This is a genomic window from Geomonas edaphica (assembly GCF_004917075.1).
Lineage (GTDB): Bacteria > Desulfobacterota > Desulfuromonadia > Geobacterales > Geobacteraceae > Geomonas > Geomonas edaphica.
Window position 1 is genome coordinate 606,896 of record NZ_SSYB01000004.1, and the last position, 20,633, is coordinate 627,528.

The 20,633-nt window shown below is 61.2% G+C and carries 16 protein-coding genes and 4 tRNA genes; 8 read left to right on the forward strand and 12 right to left on the reverse strand.

The genetic code is table 11. The annotated features are described in order from the left end of the window. Positions 1-8: 8 nt before the first annotated feature. From E8K79_RS13515 to E8K79_RS13545, 6 genes are all read left to right on the forward strand, one after another. A complete protein-coding gene (locus tag E8K79_RS13515) occupies positions 9-1,394 on the forward strand; it encodes a cbb3-type cytochrome c oxidase subunit I (RefSeq protein WP_136515187.1) in 1,386 nt (461 codons plus the stop codon). Then, the gene (locus E8K79_RS13520; protein ID WP_136515188.1) at positions 1,391-2,380 is read left to right on the forward strand and encodes a cbb3-type cytochrome c oxidase subunit II; all 990 of its coding nucleotides are present in this window, start codon (positions 1,391-1,393) and stop codon (positions 2,378-2,380) included. Before E8K79_RS13515 ends, E8K79_RS13520 begins: the two co-directional genes overlap by 4 nt. Before the next feature lie 263 nt (positions 2,381-2,643). After that, positions 2,644-2,949, forward strand: a complete 306-nt coding sequence (locus tag E8K79_RS13530; RefSeq protein ID WP_162604665.1) for a cbb3-type cytochrome oxidase assembly protein — start codon at positions 2,644-2,646, stop codon at positions 2,947-2,949. Next, positions 2,943-3,224, forward strand: a complete 282-nt coding sequence (locus E8K79_RS13535; protein WP_246043823.1) for a hypothetical protein — start codon at positions 2,943-2,945, stop codon at positions 3,222-3,224. The genes E8K79_RS13530 and E8K79_RS13535 overlap by 7 nt, the downstream gene beginning before the upstream one ends. 7 nt (positions 3,225-3,231) lie before the next feature. Further along, positions 3,232-3,522 carry a hypothetical protein gene (locus tag E8K79_RS13540; protein WP_136515190.1) on the forward strand — a complete coding sequence of 97 codons (291 nt, stop codon included), beginning with the start codon at positions 3,232-3,234 and terminating at the stop codon, positions 3,520-3,522. Then, positions 3,519-4,010 carry a c-type cytochrome gene (locus E8K79_RS13545; RefSeq protein WP_136515191.1) on the forward strand — a complete coding sequence of 164 codons (492 nt, stop codon included), beginning with the start codon at positions 3,519-3,521 and terminating at the stop codon, positions 4,008-4,010. The genes E8K79_RS13540 and E8K79_RS13545 overlap by 4 nt, the downstream gene beginning before the upstream one ends. A gap of 16 nt (positions 4,011-4,026) precedes the next feature. Here the strand turns inward: E8K79_RS13545 and E8K79_RS13550 are convergent, their stop codons facing one another. The 6 genes from E8K79_RS13550 to E8K79_RS13575 form a co-directional block, all read right to left on the reverse strand. Continuing rightward, positions 4,027-6,777, reverse strand: coding sequence for a hybrid sensor histidine kinase/response regulator (locus E8K79_RS13550; RefSeq protein WP_136515192.1), 2,751 nt, complete (start codon positions 6,775-6,777; stop codon positions 4,027-4,029). 35 nt (positions 6,778-6,812) lie between these two features. Then, entirely contained in the window at positions 6,813-9,050 is a 2,238-nt protein-coding gene (locus E8K79_RS13555; RefSeq protein WP_136515193.1) for a GspE/PulE family protein, read from the reverse strand. A gap of 36 nt (positions 9,051-9,086) precedes the next feature. Then, positions 9,087-11,231 (reverse strand): putative bifunctional diguanylate cyclase/phosphodiesterase, encoded by a 2,145-nt coding sequence (locus E8K79_RS13560; protein WP_136515194.1) that lies wholly within the window; start codon positions 11,229-11,231, stop codon positions 9,087-9,089. Next, the gene (locus E8K79_RS13565) at positions 11,228-11,791 is read right to left on the reverse strand and encodes a YfiR family protein (RefSeq protein WP_246037903.1); all 564 of its coding nucleotides are present in this window, start codon (positions 11,789-11,791) and stop codon (positions 11,228-11,230) included. The genes E8K79_RS13560 and E8K79_RS13565 overlap by 4 nt, the downstream gene beginning before the upstream one ends. Positions 11,792-11,802: 11 nt before the next feature. After that, positions 11,803-13,842, reverse strand: a complete 2,040-nt coding sequence (locus E8K79_RS13570) for a TonB-dependent receptor plug domain-containing protein (RefSeq protein WP_136515195.1) — start codon at positions 13,840-13,842, stop codon at positions 11,803-11,805. 477 nt (positions 13,843-14,319) lie between these two features. Next, a complete protein-coding gene (locus tag E8K79_RS13575) occupies positions 14,320-14,679 on the reverse strand; it encodes a hypothetical protein (RefSeq protein ID WP_136515196.1) in 360 nt (119 codons plus the stop codon). Between the two features lie 678 nt (positions 14,680-15,357). Here E8K79_RS13575 and E8K79_RS13580 point away from each other — a divergent pair. Both E8K79_RS13580 and E8K79_RS13585 read left to right on the forward strand, forming a co-directional pair. After that, complete coding sequence (locus E8K79_RS13580; protein ID WP_246043824.1) at positions 15,358-16,929, forward strand: alpha-2-macroglobulin; 1,572 nt, start codon at positions 15,358-15,360, stop codon at positions 16,927-16,929. A 296-nt stretch (positions 16,930-17,225) separates the two neighbouring features. Continuing rightward, complete coding sequence (locus E8K79_RS13585) at positions 17,226-17,657, forward strand: hypothetical protein (protein ID WP_136515198.1); 432 nt, start codon at positions 17,226-17,228, stop codon at positions 17,655-17,657. Positions 17,658-18,417: 760 nt separating this feature from the next. Here the strand turns inward: E8K79_RS13585 and E8K79_RS13590 are convergent. The 6 genes from E8K79_RS13590 to serS form a co-directional block, all read right to left on the reverse strand. Continuing rightward, positions 18,418-18,494 (reverse strand) — tRNA-Arg (locus E8K79_RS13590). Positions 18,495-18,525: 31 nt separating this feature from the next. Next, positions 18,526-18,602 (reverse strand) — tRNA-Arg (locus E8K79_RS13595). An 8-nt stretch (positions 18,603-18,610) separates the two neighbouring features. After that, positions 18,611-19,087 carry a DUF2155 domain-containing protein gene (locus E8K79_RS13600; RefSeq protein WP_136515199.1) on the reverse strand — a complete coding sequence of 159 codons (477 nt, stop codon included), beginning with the start codon at positions 19,085-19,087 and terminating at the stop codon, positions 18,611-18,613. A gap of 53 nt (positions 19,088-19,140) precedes the next feature. Beyond that, a tRNA-Ser gene (locus tag E8K79_RS13605) sits at positions 19,141-19,233 on the reverse strand. Positions 19,234-19,272: 39 nt separating this feature from the next. Next, positions 19,273-19,358: transfer RNA gene (locus E8K79_RS13610), tRNA-Ser, on the reverse strand. A 5-nt stretch (positions 19,359-19,363) separates the two neighbouring features. Further along, entirely contained in the window at positions 19,364-20,632 is a 1,269-nt protein-coding gene (serS, locus tag E8K79_RS13615) for a serine--tRNA ligase (RefSeq protein ID WP_136515200.1), read from the reverse strand. Position 20,633 lies beyond the last annotated feature (1 nt).

The following is a 20,633-nucleotide window of genomic DNA, read 5'->3' on the forward strand; positions in this document are numbered from 1 at the left end:
AGAAGTCGATGATCAACATGATCCGCAAGCCGCAGAGCGCTTCGCTGGCCTTCATGGTCGCCGGCGCGGTCTGGTTCGTGGTGGGCGCCGTGTACGGCATGTTTTCCGCCATACACCTCGTGGCGCCGGAGTTCCTGCCGCACGTGGCACCGCTCGTTTTCGGACGGGAACGCCCGGTCCACGTGAACACTATGCTCTACGGCTTCGTCGGCACCATGCTAACCGGCATTGGGCTCCATTACGTCCCGGCCCTTCTGAAGACGCGCCTTTGGTCCGAGCCTCTCGGCTGGGTCACCTTCCTCTTCTGGAACCTGACCGTCCTGAGCGGCCCGCTTGGCTTCGCTTTCGGCTTCACCCAGGGGCGCGAGTACAACGAGTACGTCTGGCTCGCCGATGTCTCGCTTGTCATCGCCGTACTCTGCATGATCGTCAACGTGACGCTTACCATCATGAACCGGCGCGAACCGCAGCTTTACGTCTCCATCTGGTACTTCGTGGCGACCTTCCTCTGGACCGCCTGCAACTATCCGCTTGGCAACGTCATGTGGCACCCCGCCACCGGCGCCATGCCCGGCCTGATCGATTCCATCTTCCTCTGGTTCTGGGGGCACAACCTCCCGGGGCTTTTGATCACGCCGCTCGCTACCGGGGCCGCCTACTACGTCATCCCGCGCGTCGCGAAGACCCCGCTCAACTCGCATACCCTGTCCCTTCTCGGCTTCTGGCTCCTGATCGCGCTCTACAGCCACATCGGGGGGCACCACGTGCTGCAGTCCCCCATTCCGAGCTGGCTGAAGACGATCTCGGTGGTCGACTCTATCTCCATGGTGCTGCCGGTCTCCATCGTGGTGATCAACCTCTGGCTCACCGCACGCTTCGTCGGCGGACGGGTCTGGAGCGATCCATCGGCGCGGCTCGTCATGGCGGGGGTGATCTGGTACATCGTCACCTGCATCCAGGGGCCACTGCAGTCGCTCCCCTTCCTGCAGCGCGTGACCCACTTCAACAACTGGACCGTCGGGCATGCCCACATCGCCATGCTCGGCTTCGGCGGCTACATCGCCCTCGGCGCCATGTGGCACACGCTCCCCCTTGTGAGCGGCCGTCCCGTCTACTCGCAGCGGCTCATCAACCTGCAGTTCGGCCTGCTCACCTTCGGACTCACCGGCTTCTTCATCGTCCTCACTATGGCGGGGCTCGTGCAGGGGGCGGCCTGGTACAACGGCGAGACCGTGCTCAGGGTGCTGCCGCAGCTCATCCCCTTTATGGTGATGCGGGCGGCGCTCGGCGTCTTCATCCTCACCGCGTCGATCATCGGACTCTTCAACGTCTACATGACGCTGCGCGGTGCAAGAGAGCAGGAAACGCTGCGGCATCTCGAGGAGGCGACATGAAGATGACCCCGGCCTTCGTCATCGTCGGCGCACTCCTCGTCTTCTGGGCCTCCGCCTTCATCATCGTCGGGATACCGTCGCTCACCATGAAGGAGACCCCCTCGGAGATCTGGCGCCCGTTCACCCCGCTGGAGGCACGAGGGCACCGGCTCTACGTGGAGAACGGCTGCAGCTACTGCCACTCGCAATTCATCCGGGTGATCGACTGGGGTATCGGGGCAGAGCGGATCGCCAAGGCAGGGGACTACGTCGGGATAGAACCGGCCATCCTAGGGAGCGAACGCACCGGCCCGGACCTCTCGCAGGAGGGGGGGGAGCACAGCGACGACTGGAACCGGGCCCATTTTCTGAACCCGCGCAACACGACGCCGATCTCGCTCATGCCCGCCTGGGACTTCCTCTCCGACGGTGAGATCGAAGCGCTCATGGCATACGTGCAGGGGCTCGGGGGGAAAGCGGCGGACCTCAGGGTAAAAAGGCAGCGGGATTGGAAACGGCAGGCGGTAGCGGCGTACGCGGCCGGTGTCGATGCGAACATCGAGTGGCTGCACGGTCAAGTCCCGGAGGTGTGGCGCAGGATGCCGAATCCCTACCCGGCGACCGAGGCGGCGCTGCAGCGCGGCAAGAGGATCTATCAGCAGCTCTGCATCAACTGCCACAGCCCGATAGGCGACGGCAACGGCCCGGCCCAGCCGCACCTGAACCCGCCCCCCCTGAACTTCACCATCCTCAGGCGTCACCTGGTGGAGAACAGGTACATCGGGGGGATCTTCTACTACCAGATCATGAACGGCATCACCGGTACCGCCATGCCGTATTTCAAAAAGCACCTGGAGTCGGAGAAGATCTGGGACCTGGCCAACTACCTGGCCGTTTCCTTCGTCGGCTATACCGATGCCAACACCGATCCCCGCGGCATCGATGCCTCCTACGAGAGCGGCTGGGTGAATCGCTATCAGCCGCCGGCGCTCGCGCCGGGGCGGTAAGGGGCATGGGGAAGTTATCGGGAAAGATGCTGGATTGGAGTAGAAGCCTCCACGAAGCGCTGCCCACGCCCTGACGTCCCCCCCTTTGCGAAGGGGGGACAGGGGGGATTTGCCTTGGTTAGTCCGTGCAGCCAGGGCTACCCAGCAAGCTCGGCAGGCAGATGGCTGATACTGGGCGACCGCTCTTCGCATCTGTCGACAAAAAGCAAATCCCCCCCGGCCCCCCTTCGCAAAGGGGGGAGCTCAAACCAAGGAGCACCGACATGAACAACCCGCTCGACAGCACCGCCTTCGTGCTCATCTGGATCGGCTTTCCGCTCCTTGCGGGGAGCGTGGCGGCGCTATTTTTCTTCTGGGGGATGCGCAACGGCCAGTTCGCCGACCAGGAGCGCGCCCGCTACCTGCCGCTGGAGTCCGGTTGCGAGGAGGAGGCCCCCACGCGGTCGGAGCCGCCACGTCATGATCGGGGTGACCAGGAAGTGGTGGAGATGCCTTCGCTTTCGCAGCCCGGGCGTAATGAGACAGGCGGAGGCCCTGAAAAGGGTGCGGGAGGTACGCGTCCATGCTGACCCTCTACCTGTACGTGCTGCAAAACCAGTGGCTCGTCATGACGCTTTTGTGCGGGGTGGCGCTCGTACTCGCCACGGCGCTCGTCTACCAGGCGCTCTGGCTGCCGCGCGGGACGGAGAAAAAAAGCGAGGCGATCAAGGTGAGGGGACCGGCAAGCTTCCTCGCATGGCTGCGCTCCTTCATGCCCTGGGTCATCATCCTGCTCTTTATGGCATGCATCGCGTTCACCTTATTCGAGATCTCGTACAACGCCGGCATCCCCCCCAACTGGTGAGGCGAACATGGAAGAGAAACCGGAATACGACGAGCAGCAGGAGCTGCGTCCCCCCTGGGAGTGGGTGATCCTGATCGTCTTTAGCGCGGCGCTCATGGGGTATGGCTGGCTGGTCTACCTCCTCGTCCAGGACGCGGCAAGGCGCTGGGATTTCGGGCAGCTCCCCGACGCGCCGGCGGAGTCAATCTACTCGAGCGAGCAGCCGCGCAGACCGGCGCAACGCCAGATCCAGGCGCTGCCGGAGGCGATACCGCTGCAGCCGGCACAGGAACGCGGTAAGGACGGGGGGAAAAGATGAAGAAGCTGATCGCCTTCATGATCCTCGCCCCCCCGATGTTCGGGGCGGTGGTTTTCGGCTGGATCCTGGTTCGGGGGCCGAGGATGACGGTGCAACACCACATTCGCGAATTCCAGATGGTGTTGCCGGGACCGGCGCAGGGGAGCGTGAGCGTGAAACCCGTGACCACATCGGTTACGGCAAAACAGGGCGTGATGGAGGGACCGCGGGCGACCACGGCGCTCCTCGCGCAGGGGAGGGTGTACTATGATTATTACTGCCTTTTCTGCCACGGTAGTGAAGGCGCCGGAGACGGACCGGTGGGAAACAGTTACGTGCCGAGGCCCGCCGACCTGCGCCGCTCCTCGCTGGAGGCCTACCCGGACGGCGAACTGCTGCGCAGGATGCTGACCGGTACCGGACACGAACCGGTACTCGAACGCGTGGTTCCGCAGCGCCACCGGTGGCCCCTTCTTCTCTACCTCCGCGCACTGGGCACCACCCACTAATGGGAGGAGCCAGGGGCTACCCCTCCTGCTCCGGCCCTTTCCCGGACAGCACCTCCTGCACCAGCTTAGCGAGCTCTTCCATCTGGAACGGTTTCTTCAAAAAGGCCGCCCCTTCCCGGCGCACGCTCTCGTCGTCGAGAATGGCGGCGGTGTAGCCCGACATGTAGATGCACTTCACCCCCGGCCTCGTCCTGCGCAGGGCTTCCATCATCTCCTGTCCACGCATCCCGGGCATGAGGACGTCGGTCAGCACCAGGTCGATCTCCACCTCCGGGTTTTCCGCCACGACGAGCGCCTCGCGCGGATCTGCGATGGCGAGGCAGCGGTACCCCATACTTTCGAGCATGGACATGGTCAGGTCGCGCACCATGTCCTCGTCCTCGACCAGGAGCACCGTTCCGCTCCCTTGAGCCGGGGCCGGTGCCGGCGGCTCGGGTTCGTGGCACCGCTCGCCCGCGCACCTCGGGAAAAAGACCTTGAAGGTGCTGCCGCAGCCCGGCTCGGTCTCCACCTCGATGAAGCCGCCGTTTTGGGTGACGATGCCGTACACCGTCGCCAGCCCAAGCCCGGTCCCCTTCCCCTGCCTCTTCGTCGTGTAGAAGGGCTCAAAGATGTGCCGGCGCGTCTCGGCATCCATCCCCTCACCGGTATCCCGGCACTCGATCCAGACGAAACCACCCGGCACGACATCCCGCGAACCGGGAGGGGGTTCCCTCAGCTCGCAATTGCCGGTGGCGATCGTGATGGTCCCCCCCTGCGGCATGGCATCGCGCGCGTTCACCGCGAGGTTCATGATGATCTGATCCAGTTGCACCGGGTCGATGTTGATCTGCCACAGACCTTCTCCCGGTATCACGACGATGGCGATGTGCTCGCCGATCAGGCGACCGAGCGACTTGCGCAGCTCCTCCAGCATGACGTTTACCTGGACCGGCTTCGGCTTGACCACCTGCTGCCGGGAAAAGGCAAGGAGTTGCGCGGTTATGTCGCGTGACTGTTCCGCAGCCTTCACGATCTGCCCCAGGTGTTCTCTGAGCGCCGGTTCTTCCGTCTTATAGGAGGCGAGCTCGGCGTTGCCGAGGATGACGGTGAGCTTGTTGTTGAAGTCATGCGCCACCCCGCCCGCCAGGCGTCCCACCGATTCCAGCTTCTGGGCCTGGCGCAGTTGCTCCTCGATGGCGCGGCGCTCGGTGATGTCGCGCACGGTGGCGATCACCCCGACCACCTCGCCTGACGCGCTGCGCAACGGGGCGGAGGCGTCGGAGAGCCAGATCTCCCGCCCGGCCGCGTCGCGCCCGCGGAATTCCACCGTCACCGGGGCTCCTCCCCGCAGCAGGTCCTTAAGCCGCGCGAGAAATCCGGTTTCCTCGAGCTGCGGGTAGAGGTCGGCTGCACCCCGTCCCAGGACCTCCTCCGCGCGGTAGCCGCTCAGCTCCTCCATGTACGGGTTCCAAACCAGGTAGCGCAGCTCGCTGTCGTACACGACGATCCCCTCACGCGCGCTGTTGATGATCTCCTGGTTGAACTGCAGGGCGTCCGAGAGCCTTTCCGCGTGGAGCTTCTTCTCGGTGACGTCCTCGTAGACCCCGAGTACACCCCAGATCGCTCCCCCCTTGTCCCGGAGCGGCAACTTGCTCGTGTCGATCCAGATCACGCTGCCGTCGGCCTGGGTCAGGTTCTCGATGATGTGCATCTTGGCCCGGCCGCTCTCCATGACGACCCGGTCGTCCGTCAGGTACCCCTCGCATTCCTCATCAGTCCAAGGGAGGTCGTGGTCGGTCTTCCCCACCACCTCGGAGGGGTCGGAAAGCCCCGCACCCACGGCGAACTCGTGGTTGCACCCCATGTAGACACTGTCCCGGTCTTTCCAAAAGATCGACTGCGGGATCGAGTTCATGATGTGGCGCAGGACGTCGTTAGTAAGGCGCAGCTCTTCCAGGGCCTGGTGCAGCTCGCCGTATGGACGCTGCACCGCGGCGGCGAACACACCATGGTAGATCATGGCGAAGGCGATCAACTTATACAGGTGCCCCAGCACGTTGTAGGTGTCGTAGACGCTTTTATAGACGGTGAAGACCAGCTCGCTGAAGATGCAGAGGACGAAGGCGCAGACGAAACAGCGGTAGTGGAAATCCTCCGACGTGTTGAGCCGCCTGAGGTAGACCACTATGGCAAGGCAGAGCAGGATGACGATAAGCCACTCCGCACCCTTCTTGAACGGGGTGAGCCCATAGCCTGGTACGAAGGTCGTGGGGAGCGCGTCCGGAAAGTAGGTGACCAGGACGAAGACGGCGCCGGTCACGGCGAGAACCGCAGCGAGAAGCGGCCAGCGCCCGAACCGGTACGACCGCCTCTCCTTGCCGACGAAGCCGCTGGCGAGGAAAGAGGCCGCACCGAAGAGGCGGACCGCGATCCAGAACTGGGTGGACTTGTTGGGGGAGTTGGGGGTAATGAAGGAAGGCATCCCCGGGTAACCCATGGTGTGCATGAAGTCCATGAGGCCGATCCCGAGGAAGGCGACGCCGATGAAAAGCGTGTGCCGGTCTCCGCTTTGACTGTGCGAGAACCAGGCGGCCCCGAATATGGAGAGGGAAACCATGACGCTGAAAAATTCCACGGTGTTGTGGAAGACCAGGTAGTCGGACGCATCCAGCACCCGGTAAAGCGCCGAGGGGAAAAGTTCGACGAGCAGAAACGGGAAGGCTGCCATCAGGCTAACCGCGGCGAGCGCCACCCGACTTCGCATTGGCATGTCGATCCGAATCATGGTCTCTTTCCCGGGGGCTGCGTATCCAGATCAGGCTACATGCACACCTTCAGCACCTGCTCGAGGTCCGTCTCCCCCTGCATCATCTTCAAAAGTCCGTCCATCTTCAGGGTCCACATCCCGTCATCCATGGCGATGCCGCGCAGCTCGTCCATACCCTTACCGTGCCTGATGGCGATCTTCACCGCTTCGGTCCCGGTCATGAGCTCGTGTAGCGCAATGCGCCCCTTGTAGCCGGTTCCCCCGCAGCTGTCACAGCCGACCGCCTTCATGAAGCTAACTTCCTTGAAGTCCGGGATGACGTTCGGCCTATCCCCCGCGATCTGCCTGAGCGCCGCCACGGCCTCGTCGTAGCGCTGCCGCTGGTCGCGCGCCGGCTTCTTGCAGTTCGGGCAGAGCCGCTTGGCAAGGCGTTGCGCCAGGATACCGAGGAGGGCGTCGGAGAAGTTGAAGGGGTCCATCCCCATCTCAATGAGGCGCACCGCCGCCTCAGGGGCGGAGTTGGTGTGCAGGGTGGAGAAGACGAGGTGGCCGGTGAGGGATGCCTCGATGGAGATCTTGGAGGTCTCCGCGTCGCGCATCTCGCCGATCATGATGACGTCCGGGTCGGCGCGCAAGAAGGAGCGCAGCGCCTCGGCGAAGGTGAAGCCGATCTTCGCGTTCACCTGCACCTGGCAAAGCCCCGTCTGGGTGATCTCGACCGGGTCCTCCGCGGTCCAGATCTTGCGTTCCTGCGTGTTGATGTGGCCCAGCGCCGAGTGCAGCGTGGTGGTCTTGCCCGACCCGGTGGGGCCTACGCAGAGGATAATGCCGTGCGGCTTCTCCAGGATATCCATGAACCGTTCCAGGTTGTGCGGCGTCAGGCCAAGGCCGGTCAGGGGCAAGGGCTTGCTCGCGGCGAGGAGCCTTAGGACCGCAGCCTCGCGCCCTCCCACCATAGGGGTGATCTCGACGCGATACTCGAGCATCTTTTGCCGGTAACGGAGCAGGATCTTGCCGCTTTGTGGACGGCGCCGCTCGGCTATGTTCAGGTCGGCCATGATCTTTATGCGCACCAAGATGGCACCCTTGTAGGACGCGGACACCTTGTGCGCCGCCGAGCACTCACCGTCGATGCGGTAGCGGATCCCCAGTGGCTCGTTGCCGGTACCCGGCTCGAAGTGGATGTCGGAGGCCCCCTGGTTGTAGGCGTCGATGAGGATGCGGTTCACTAGCGAGATGATCTTCGAGTCCGGCTCGAAGAGCAGGCGTGTATCGTCCGCCTCCTCCTCGATGGTGACCGTCTCCGCCTCCCCCTTCATCGAGTTCAGCAGGGTGTCCACGGTATCGACCCGGTTCCGGTAGTACTTCTCGATCGCCGCGGCGATCTTTTGCTGCGGGGCCACCACGAGCTCGGTGGCGAAGTTGGTCGAGAATCTCAGGTTGTCACCGATGCTGAGATCGGTGGGCGAAGAGGTGGCGACGGTAAGGGTCCTACCCTCCAACGAGATCGGAAAGACCTTCAAGCGTGTGGCGAGCCCCTCGGAGATGGCGCCGAGCGCTGCGTCGCTTGGGATCACCGTGTTGAGGTCGACGTAGCGGAGCCTGAACTTGGTCGCTAGCGCCGAGAGGAGCTGCTCCTCAGTGATGAGCCCCTTCATGATGAGAAGCTCTCCTACCTGGAGCTTCTTCCCCTTCTGGCTCTTAAAGGCTGCCTCCACCTGCTCGCGGGTCACGAGCCCGGACTCGACCAGGATGTCTCCCACCCTCGCGTGGTGCATGAGGGCGTGCTCCTGCGCCTCACCTTCATCGACGGCATCGGCCAGAAGGATCGCGGCGTCCGGATCGCCCCCTTTTGCCTGCTCGGACTGCAGCCTTATCGCGGCCTCCACCTTTTCCGGTGAGACGTAGCCCTGGTCCTCGAGGATCTGCCCCGTGCGCCGGTCGTCCTGGCGATATCTGACGCCGGAGTCGGTAAAAAAGGCGGTGCCGTAACTCTCCTCCCCATGCAGCATGCCGAGAAATCCCTTGAGGAACTTACCGTTGGCCGGGACGGAAACCCTGAAGGTCTCCCCGGCGATGGTCTGCACCTCTTCGATGGTCTCCTTCCCGCCGCCGATCCCCGCGGGAGGGTTCATGAAACGTATGTAGCAGATCTCGTCCAGCGAGAAGATAAGCGTCTCCCTCCCACCCTCTACCTGTACCTCGATCTCGCTGTCCTGGTGCTTGAAGGAACGGGTGAGTACCCCCCTCACCTCGTCTCCGGTTTTTAGCCTTATCCTCAATTCGTTCATGTCCGTTACCTCTCGGCGCCTGGTGCGCGCCGGGTGCTATGCCGCATCCCCGGCCGGGATGCCGGTACGTCGGTCTTGCCTCAGACGGTCTTCATCGGTGAAAAAACGTGCCACTTTCTCGGCGTTCACCGGCCGCGAGATCAGGAAGCCCTGGATCTCGTGGCAACCCTGATCCTTCAGGGCCTCCAGCTGTTCCACCGTCTCCACACCTTCCGCCACGATCTGCATGTTGAGGCTTTTGGCCATGGCGATGATGGCGGTGACGATGGCCTGGTCCTCGGTGCTCTTCATCATGTTGAGGATGAAGGTGCGGTCGATCTTCAGCGTGTTGATGGGGAACCGGTGCAGATAGGAGAGCGACGAGTAGCCGGTGCCGAAATCGTCCACGGAGACGGTGATCCCCATCTCGCGCAGCTCACCAAGCACACGGCAGGTGTACTCGTCGTTCTGCATGAGCGCCCCCTCGGTAATTTCGATCTCAAATAGCGCCGGATCGAGCTCCGTCTCCTCGAGCACAGCAAGGATCGCCTCCTTCACGTCCTGGCGCTGGAAATGGAAGGGGGAGAGGTTCACCGCCACCCGCACCGGGGGATGCCCATCCTCCTGCCAGGCCTTCGCCTGCCGACACGCCGTGGCCATGACCCACTCGGTGAGCTCTGCGATCAAGCCGCTCTCCTCGGCGAGTCGGATGAAGCGGTCCGGTCCCAAAAGCCCCAGTCTCGGATGCATCCAGCGCACCAGCGCCTCTACGCTGGTCACCTTGCCGGTCAGCACGTCGACCTTGGGCTGGTAGTGCAGCACGAACTCACCCTGCGTTACCGCCTGTCGCAGGTCGGTGAGCAGGGTGACCCGCTCGCTTGCGTGCTCGTTCATCCTCTTCTCGAAGAGGGCGTAGACGTTCTTACCGGCGCCCTTCGCGTGATACATGGCGATGTCCGCGTTCATCAAAAGCTCGTCCACCGTCTTGCCGTCGTTGGGGAAAAGGGTCACGCCGATACTCGCGGTGACGTGAATCTCGCTTTCCCCGAGCCGGAAGGTATCGACGAAAAGGGCGACCAGTTTCTGCGCCACGAGGGCGGCGTTCTCCGGCGTGGCGATGTTCTGGCAGAAGACGGTGAACTCGTCGCCGCCAAGCCGCGCCACGGTGTCGCAGCTTCGCACCACCGTGGAAAGACGGCTTGCCACCTCGATGAGGAGCAGGTCCCCGATCCGGTGCCCCAGGGTGTCGTTGATGTCCTTGAAGTGGTCGAGATCGATGAAGATCACCGCCACCGCTTCCCTCGCCCGTCCCGCGAGCGAGAGCGCCTGGCTCAGCCGGTCGTAGAACAGGGTCCGGTTCGGGAGCCGGGTCAGGGGATCGTAGTGCGCGAGCTGCTGCAGGTGCGCCTGGCGCTGCCTGAGGATCTGGTTGCGCTCCTCGATCTCGCACAGCATCTCGTTGAAGCCGTCATAGAGAAGACCGATTTCGTCGCTCGAGGGTTTCTGCACGCGCAGGGAGAAGTTCTTGCTGGCAGAAACCTCCTTCATGGTGGCGAGCAGCTCCAGAAGCGGTGACGACACCATCTGCTGCAGCCGCGCAGAAAAGAGGTAGGCGGCTACGAAGGCGGCGCCCATGAACAAAAGCGCCGCGAGAAGGGTCCACCCCAGGTTGTGCAGAAAGCCCGAAGCGCTGGCGTGGAGCACCACGGTACCGACCTGCTCGCCGTCGAGATAAATCGCCTTCACGACGCTGGCGTAACCCGAAAAAATCGAGCTCCTGTAGGCGTCGTTTTGCACCTGTTGTACCGCCCGGATGATGTCGGCGGGGGCAGCCCCCTCGGCAAGGAGCTCCAGGGGGAGCCTCTCCCGCGCCGCTCCCGGCGCCAGGTACCGGGCGATGAGTCGGCCGTTCTTGTTGAGGATGTAGGCCGCGAGGATGGAACTCTTCGCCGCCAGGGGGCGCACCGTGTCCTCCGCCGATTTCGGGTCGTTGAAGACCACTGCGGAGGCGCTGTTCTCGCCGATCACCTCCGCCATGGAGACGAGATCCTCCTGCTGGGCCTGGTACAGCACCTTCGCTTCCCGCGCCACGAAGAAGAGCGAGGCAAGGAGAAGCGTCGCCGTGCAGCAAAGCATGATGATCAGCATCAGCTTGCGTTGCAGCGGGAGGTTTCTTATGAAGTGCTCTCCGGGACGGCTCATGAATCACCCTCTTTTATGATCCTCGCCAGCTTCAGGAGCTGGGAGCTGATCTTGAACCGGGACTGGTGCGCAGCCTTCATGTTGATCTCGAAGCGGACCCTCCCCTCCTGCTCCACGAGCCCGATGATCCCTCCCTGACGGGCGAAGTCCGGGGTATCCCCGACGGTCAGCACCGACCTCCTTCGCGCCAGGTCGAGGACCCCCGCCAGATAGCGTTTCTCCACCCCGCTTACCACGAGCAGGTTGCACTCACCCAACTCTTCGCCTACCTGCAGGTGTCGGACCAGGACCGGATGCCCCAGCACCGCCTTCCCCCGGTATTGCTCGAGTGCCGCCGCGAACGGTCCGCGCCCCATGCTGCAGATCGTGAGAGGGGCGCCGTTCGAGGCGAACGCCCCGGGGGGCCACTCGATGTACTTCGCCATGTTGTAGACCATGGCCCCCTTCACCTGGTACTCCTGTGCCCCCTCGGCCCGGAGGGGCCTGGGCCCGGACAGGAAGAGGGAGGCGGCCAGAAGCCCCAGGGTGAGCCGGCGCGTCATGTTAAAAAGGATCGGCATCGGCATCTCCCCTAGAACCGGTAGCTCACCTGGAGCCGGTAGGTCCTGCCGTCCTGCGGAATCACGCTTTGCACGTGATCCGTGGTGGCGGGATCGACGATACGGCGGTCCAGGAGGTTGTAGACGGAGACGGAGGTTTCAAGGCCGGGCAGCAAGGCGGTGGAGAAGAGCGTCGCGTTGGCGACCGCGTAGCCTCCCGCCGCCACCTGGGCGTCGCTGTGGGTAAAGTCGCGCCGGCTCACCCCCTGCAGTTCGACACCGGCGAACAACTTCTTCCGGTACAGGGGTGCCGTCACGTTGAGCTTGGCCAGGTGTCGCGGCGAGTAGTCCAGCCGCTGGTCGGTCACGTCATTGTGTGCCGAGACGAAGCTGTAACTCGCTCGGGCCGCGAAGCCGCTATTCCACTGCCCCTCGACCTCGAACTCCCCTCCGAGCGCCTTCACCCGCTCTATGTTGGCGAAGGCTACCTGCGTTGCCGAGACGTCCTCGTAACTAATCAGGTTGTCGATCTTGTTGTAGAAGAGGCTCGCGCTGGTGCGCACGACGTCACCGTAGTACTGCTCCCAGATCGCCTCGTAGGTACGCACCGTCTCGGGCCTGAGCGACGGATTCGTGGCGTAACCGTTGAAGACGTCGTTGTAGTAGAGCTCGTAGGCGTTGGGAGCCCGGAACGCCTTGCCGTAGATCAGCTTGAAGACGGTGCCTTCCACGGGAGTGTAGATGAGCGCCAGGCGTGGGCTTGTCGCGCCGCCGAAGGTTTCGTAGTGGTCGTAACGTACCCCAGCGTTCAGGATCAATTCATCCAGGATGCGCAGCTCCGCCTGCCCGAAGAGGGCCCAGAACAGATCGCTGTGGTCGTTTTCCACGCTGTGCCCCCCGGGGACCAGGTCTACGTTCGGGAGCTCCAGTTGGAAGCTGTCCCGAAAGCGCGCGCCGCCGGTCAGCTGCAGCCTCGGGAGCACCTGTCGGCTTGCCTGCGCCTCGCCGCCCCACCAGCGTGCCAGGTGATCGTCCCGATTCACGTAGGTTGCGGGATAAAAAGTGGGATCCTCGGCCCCGCGCTCGTATGCGAAATCGCCGATGAAGCGGTACTCGTCGTAGAAGAGCCGCGCGGTAACGCTGGTCCCCTCGAAGGCCTTGTCGTATTTGAGATCGAGGAAGCTGCGCCGGTCGGTGGACTTGGTGCGAGGGTCGTCGAAGATGGTGCCGAAGGAGGCGGTCGGAATGCGCTTATCGCGCGAGACGAGAGCGCCGGTCAGGGTGAAGTCGCGCAGGTGCCCTGAGGCGAAGAGTGAATAGCTGCGGTCGCGGTCCATGTTCTCCGCGATGCCGTTGTTGACGGCCGTGAACTCAGGATAGAAGAGGTGGTCGTCGCCGCGGCTAACGTAACGTGATCCGGATACGAGGAACTCCCCGCCGTTGAACGCCTTCCCGAAGGTGAGGCGTCCCGAACCGCTCTTTTGGCTTCCGAAGCTTCCCGCCGCCTCGACTCCGTCCAACTGCTTGCCGCTTTTGCTGATCACGTTGAGGACGCCGAAAAATGCACCTGCGCCGTAGAGCGAGGAGCTTGGCCCTCTGATGATCTCGATGCGGTCGACGAGGGCCATGTCGAGGATGAATTCGGTCCCTATGGCGGCGGACTCGTAAATGACGTCATTGATCTGGTGCCCGTCAAGCAGGAGGAGGACGCGGGTATTGTAATCGCCGGGGCGGTTGAAGCCGCGCGTCCCGATGTAGCTGTAGTTGCGGTCATAGGTGACGAAAAAGCCGCGCGTCGCCTTCAACACGTCCGCCAGGGTGCGCCAGCCGTAATGCCTGATCTCGTCCGAGGTCACCACGGTGACCGACGCCGGCGCCTCAGTCACCACCTGTTCGAACTTGGAGACGCCGTACACCTTTTCTACCTTCAGGTTGGTGAGCTGCTCCAGGTCCAGCGCGCCGAGATCCGGGGCGGGCGGCTCGGCGGCGTCATCCGCGCGCGCCGTCCCACAGATTAGGGAGAGCAGCAAGCCGGCCAGGGGCAGCAGAAGCCTGCAACGGTTTCTTGTCATCGTCTTCCTCCAGCAATCCACTTCCTCTGTACCAGTGCCGGCTAGTCGTAACAACGAGACCGGGGAAGAAGGCGTGGCGATGTATCAAGCGGGTGGCCGAAATGGCCTGATAGGTAACGGATCATTTAATATTTTATTATTATTGTCAATGCCTAATATTAAACCCATGCGTCGGTACTGCAGTGAGACATGGCAATTGAGACTACGCGATCGAATCTCACAACTATTACTTCGTTAAATGCAAATAGTTGGAGTCCTTTGTAATGCCGGGAAGCGTATCATACACAAGGTACATTGCAATTGAGCATATAAGTCTTATGCACTTCTTGTTCTCCCAACAGACTTATTGTCACTCTTCGGCTGTTCTTCTGGGAAAATTAGCTCGTTGCGACACCCCTGAGGAAAGTTCTTCCGGAAACGAAAAAGGGCCAGTTAAGCTGGCCCTTTTTCCGTCGGTTTTACTGTGTGATGTTCGCACTAGGCGGGGATGTACTCTGCGGCGCCGATTTCGGTCAGATAGAGACGGACGGTGACCGAGCAGTCGGCGCCCGCGCCCTTCACCAAAGCTACCACCTTCTCGAGAATGGCTCCCGCCAGCTTGTTCTCTACGGCGGTACGGGGCCCGAGGCTGCGCGCGAGCACGATGATGCGCAGGTCGGCGCCGATGTCACGGGAGCTCCCCTGGGAGAACTGCAGCGAGATCTGCTCCGGTTTGAGGATAGCCATCTTGCCGCCGCGGATTTCTAGTAACCCTGAAATGATGGAAGGGACATCCTTCGCGAGGGCGTCCAGCACCTCGTCCTTCACATTCGCCTTATGGACTATCGCCACATTCATGATTACTTCCTCCTTGTGCAGTATGAGCGGTGAACAATCGGGGCAGTATAGAAGAAAATGAGTGAGACATCAATAAAGAGAATAAAAAAGGACCAGTGTGATGACTGGTCCTGTGAAAGGAATGGTTTTGAGAGCTGATACTTACGTCAGCGTGAAGAAGATGGCCCCCTGTCCCTTTTCCGACTCTCACCCAAATCTTTCCCTGATGCCGCTGCAACAAAAAAGATCGTGATTACGTTTTTTTGGCCGGATCGCCTTCTACCGCATCAGATCTCGTGCCCGTGGAGCTGATGCAGAAGCCGCTTCAAACGTTCCGCTGCAGACGAAAGCGAGAGAAAGCGGCCGCCCCCAAGGGCCTGTTGCGTTCTTGACCATCATGGGCCGATCGCCCCACCACACCCTAGGCCGTTTAACCCATACCATGGGTACTTTCACCCAAAAAGCAATCTCGCACCGCTGCGCCGTTCCCTCACCGTAAAAACTTATCCCCCGCAATCCCTGACCAGATCCGGTTATACGAAAATCATTATTGCTTATCATCGCTTGGCGCGTACCGCTGGTACAGGTCATGCTATCCACCCTGTCGCACTTCCCCTATCCATCATGTTTGGCACGTCAGTGCCTTACTGCCCCCATCTTCTTGACCGGGGCAGCCATACCCAAAGGAGGAAGCAACGGATGAAAAAAAGCATCGTAGCACTGTGCAGTATCGGCAGTACCCTGCTGGCACTGGTCGGCACCGCGTTCGGTCTCACCCACCCGACCCTGACCTGGACAGGGTACGCCATGTGCAGCTCCTGCCACACGACGCAGGCTAAGGCTATGTACCAATCGGTCCACTACCAGTGGAAGGGTTCCGCCGCCGAGATGACCACAGGCCCGACCACACAGGGAAAGATCGACGCCGTCGACGGATCGAGCGCCCTCAACGCCTACTGCATCAACATCCAGGGGAACTGGGGCCCCTGCGGCGCCTGCCATGTCGGGACCGGCGCCAAACCTGTGGCCACCAGCAACCCGACCGCGGCGCAGCTTGCCGCCATCGACTGCCTGATCTGTCACAACGACACCGTGAACGCACCATATTCCCGCGTGCGTAACGCGACCACCGGGCTCTTCGAACCGGCGGCAGGCCTTAACATGAACCTCGTGGTGCAAAAGGCCGCCATAAAACCGGTGCGCAAGAACTGCCTCGGCTGCCACGCCAAAGCGGGGGGCGGCGACGCGGTTAAGCGCGGCGACATCGCCCTTGCGAGCGGGACCACGGCAGACATCCTCTACGATACCCACATGGCAACCGGCAACGGGGGCAATCTCGCCTGCCAGGCCTGCCACACCTTCAGTGCGCACCGGGTCGCCGGCCGCGGCACCGATCTCAGGCCGCAGGACACCACTGTCCAGATGGCCTGCGCCACCACCACCTGTCACCCCACCAAGACCAGCACCACCTCCAGCCACGGTAACGAGTACGTGAACCGCCATCAATCCCGCGTCGCCTGCCAGACCTGCCACCTCGCCAAATACGCGAAGAACGCCGGCGACTCGGCAGCCAGCGAAGCCACAGAAACCCACCGTACCTGGGTCTCCGCGGAATGGAACTCGACTCTGAACCGCTACGAGCCGGTACCGACCAAGGCCAACAACCTGATCCCCAAATACGCCTTCTGGAACGGCAAGAGCTGGGGCAACAACACCTTCAACACCGCCGTTCTCGACGCCGCTACCGGCGCCTACAAGATATCCCGTCCGGTGGGCGCCATCACCGACGGCGTAGGCACCAAACTCTACCCCTTCAAGTACAAGACAGCGACCCAAGCGCTCGCAAGCGGCAAGATCGTCCCCATCTCCACCGCGAAGTTCTTCGCCACCGGTCTCTATGACGACGCGGTGCGGGACGGCCTCGTCTACCTCGGGCTGTCCAGCACAACCCCCTATACCACCGTCACCACCGATGAATACCAGTTGCTGAACCACCAGATCCCGGCGGCCTCCGGCAACACCCTGGCATGCGCCGCCTGCCATCCGAACGCCGGCGCCACCCAGCTGAAACTCGTCAATACCCTCGGCTACGGTATCAAGGGGACGGCGACCACCACCTGCACCCAGTGCCACAGCTTCAAGGACGTCCATTCCCTGGACTACATCAGCATGCACGACAAGCACGTCAAGGATAAGCAGATCGACTGCTCCATGTGCCACGGCTTCACCCGTCCCGAGCGTAATCTCAGGATAGGGATTCTTCCCGGCTAACAGTCTCATCTTTTTCCCATGCAATCAGGGCCCGGCAACGGGCCCTCTTTTTTCCCTTCCCCGTCGGAAAGAAGCCGTCTCCAGCGAAACAGGCCTTACGGGCTGTCGAAAACTCCCGTTTGTGTGCACGTTGAAGTATCGCAGGTGCCGGTCCCTTTCGCTTTAGTTCTTAAAAAGAGATTTTCGCTTTTCCCGCCGCTTGAAAAAGTGGATTGCCTGCGTACACTTGCGATGTGTTTTTTCTAATATTCAAAGATGCAACAACCGGCAACCCAGCCTGGGTAAAGGAGGTAGCGATGATTCGGTACTGTAGGATCCTGAGAACCTATCGATGCAAGAGTCCGAGCAGGTTCTACAACATCATGCTGAGGGTGTGGAAGTGCCTGACCGACAACCCTAGGATTCCGGGGTCGATATGGGCGGCGCATCCGGAACTGCTGCCCTTGTTTTTGACCCTGGCGGCAAAGTACCACGAGGTTTACCAAAGGGCCTCCCTCTACTCCAGCAGGCTTGATATCGCAGAGCGGGAGATGCTCCAGCCGGAGTTAATCGACTACATGGACGAGATCGCCTCGGTTTTGGAGGCGGCTGCCGTGCGTAATCCGGAGATACTTGTCATCTCGGGGTTCGATCTCACCAAGGAACGGAGGAATCCCACCAGGGCGAACGTGCCCCATAAGACTTCTGAAGATTCCGACGTTCAGGACACCGAGCAGACCCCTTCCTGATGACATCGTTCGACCGGAGCAACTCGATCCGCCGCCCCCCGGTCGCAAGCTTTAGCAACTCCGCACAACGCAGGCGTTAGGGGATACCATTCAGGTATCCCCTTTGTGTATCCCTCCCGGTTCTCCCACCAATCAACTTCATAGCCTCCCACCCTTCAGGCGTGCATGTTTCCACCTCGCACGGCGGCGTTCCAGTTTCATCCGTCCTCGTTTCAGATTGCCACGGGGAGGTTTCACGTTAGGACGGGCACGCTTTCGATAGTTACGGAAGGTGTGAGGTCAGTACCCGCACCGTTCACGTTGCCACGCGCATGTTTCGCGCCTGCATGCACACTTTTCGAATTGCCATGTCCAAATTTGAAATCGTCACTGGCACGTCTCAGGCTGGCATGCGCTCGTTTCAAATTGCCACAGACGCATGACAGGCCACCACGTGCACGTTGCAAGTTGTCAGGGACGGAATTCGGATCAGCACGTGCTCGTTGCCACGCTGCACGGGTCCGTTGCAGGTTGTCGCATGCTGGTTCCAGGATTTCCGCCAGAGGTTGGGAAGTCGACTGCCCCTACTACCGTGGTGAAGCCATATCTCCGGTTGGCAGGGGAGTGTCTTGACAAAATCCACTCGCACATGAGTTTGTCGCAAGGGGGCTGAGAGGAAAAGTGCTGCTATCGTGGTGCCTACGATGACCCTAGGGCCCCCCTATGACCATTTTGAAACGAAAAAAGGACCTACGAGATCATCGTAAGTCCTTGTTTCTAATGGCGCGCCCGGAGCGATTCGAACGCCCGGCCCCAAGATTCGTAGTCTTGTGCTCTATCCAGCTGAGCTACGGGCGCAAACTGTACTTTTACTGCGTGCTTCTTTTTATGGCGCGCTCGGAGAGATTCGAACTCCCGACCTACGGATTCGTAGTCCGTTGCTCTATCCAGCTGAGCTACGAGCGCATTCTTTATCAACTGGCCGGCATGTAGTCGACCAGAGTGAAACCGTATTGCGGATGCTGATAGGCATGCGCGGTGGGGTACAGCGAAAACAGCCACCCCTTGTAGATCTCCTTCCCGTTCTCCCGGATCACCAGCTGTGCCGCTGGGTTCACCAGGTCGTTCGACTGGGAGGTGAGGGTAGTACCTTCCATCACGAAGTGCGGCAGGAACGTTTCCACCTTGAGTGTCAGATCCGATCCGGGAAGCTTGAAGTCGGAACCTATGTTCAGGGTGTAAACCTTCTTCAGGTGGGCGTTCTTGTCGGCAACCCGGATCTGGACCGCCTTCCATTTGCCTTTCACCTGATCTGGAACCACGACAACCGACGGAGCCCTTGCCGGGCGTGGTCTGTTTGCTTCCGGTTTCTGCTTTCCCTTATCGTTGCATCCTGTTGCTAAAGATAATGCCACCAGGGATAAAACCAGCAGTTTCAGCAATACCTTCACCAAAACCTCCGCTGACCGCAACAACCTTCAAGGCACTGCGTGCTGCAAAAAAATGGCGGAGAGCGAGGGATTCGAACCCTCGATACCGGTTTCCCAGTATACACGCTTAGCAGGCGTGCGCCTTCGACCTACTCGGCCAGCTCTCCGTTTCAAACCGTACTGCTATTTGTGCTACTAAAACCTATTGGCGGAGGAAGTAGGATTCGAACCCACGGAACTTTCGTTCAACGGTTTTCAAGACCGCCGCCTTCAACCACTCGGCCATTCCTCCAAAGCCTAGCTGATGCGCTCCACTCCGCCCATGTAGGGCCTGAGCACCTCGGGGATCAGCACCGAACCGTCGGCCTGCTGGTAGTTCTCCAGCACCGCCACAAGGGTCCTGCCAACTGCGAGGCCCGAGCCGTTCAGCGTGTGGACAAATTCCGGCTTCGCCTTCTCATCCGGGCGGAAACGAATTCCGGCCCGACGCGCCTGAAAATCTTCGAAACAGCTACAGGAGGAGATCTCACGGTAGCAGTTCTGCCCCGGCAGCCAAACCTCGATATCGAAAGTCTTGGCGGCGGAGAAACCGATGTCACCCGTGCACAGTTCCACGACCCGGTAAGGTATCTGCAACCTGCGCAGCACCTCCTCGGCGTGGCCGAGCAGCTTCTGCAACTCCTGGTAGGATTCCTCGGGGGAGGTGAACTTGACCAGTTCGACCTTGTTGAACTGGTGCTGCCTGATCAGGCCGCGGGTGTCTTTGCCGTACGAACCGGCTTCTTTACGGAAGCAGGGGGTGTAGGCGCAGTATGAAATCGGCAGGTCGGATCCTTTGAGGATCTCGCCGCGATGGATGTTGGTTACCGGAACCTCAGCCGTGGGGATGAGAAAAAAATCGACCCCTTCCAGATGGAAGAGATCTTCCTCAAACTTGGGCAGTTGGCCCGTACCGGTCATGCTGTCCCTGTTTACCATAAAGGGCGGGAGCATTTCAATATAATTGTGCTCGCCGGTATGCAGGTCCAGCATGAAGTTGATGAGCGCTCTTTCGAGTCTTGCACCGGCCCCTTTATAGAGGGTGAAACGCGCGCCTGTAAGCTTGGCACCGCGCTCGAAATCCAGTATGCCGAGGTCCTCACCCACTTCCCAGTGCGGTTTCGGCTCGAAAGAATAGCTCGGGATCTCACCTTCAAGGCGGACCACCACGTTCTCTTCTTCGGACTTACCCACCGGGGTCGTCTCATTCGGTATGTTCGGGACGGTAAGGAGGAAGGATTGCAGTTCCTCTTCCACGCCCTTCAGTTCTTCGTCGATCCCCTTGACCTGCTGGGAGACCTCGCGCATCTGCGCCTTTTTATCCCCGGCCTGGCTCTTGTCCTGGAGTCGGGCGATCTCTTCGGTGACCTTGTTGCGCAGCGCCTTGAGCGTTTCGCTCTGCAGCAGGAGTTCGCGACGACGCTCGTCCAGCTCCTTGAAGCGGACAAGGCTAATCCCCTCGCCTCTTGTCTTGAGCCGTGCTTCGACTGTATCCAGATTTTCACGTAAGTATCTAGCGTCAAGCATT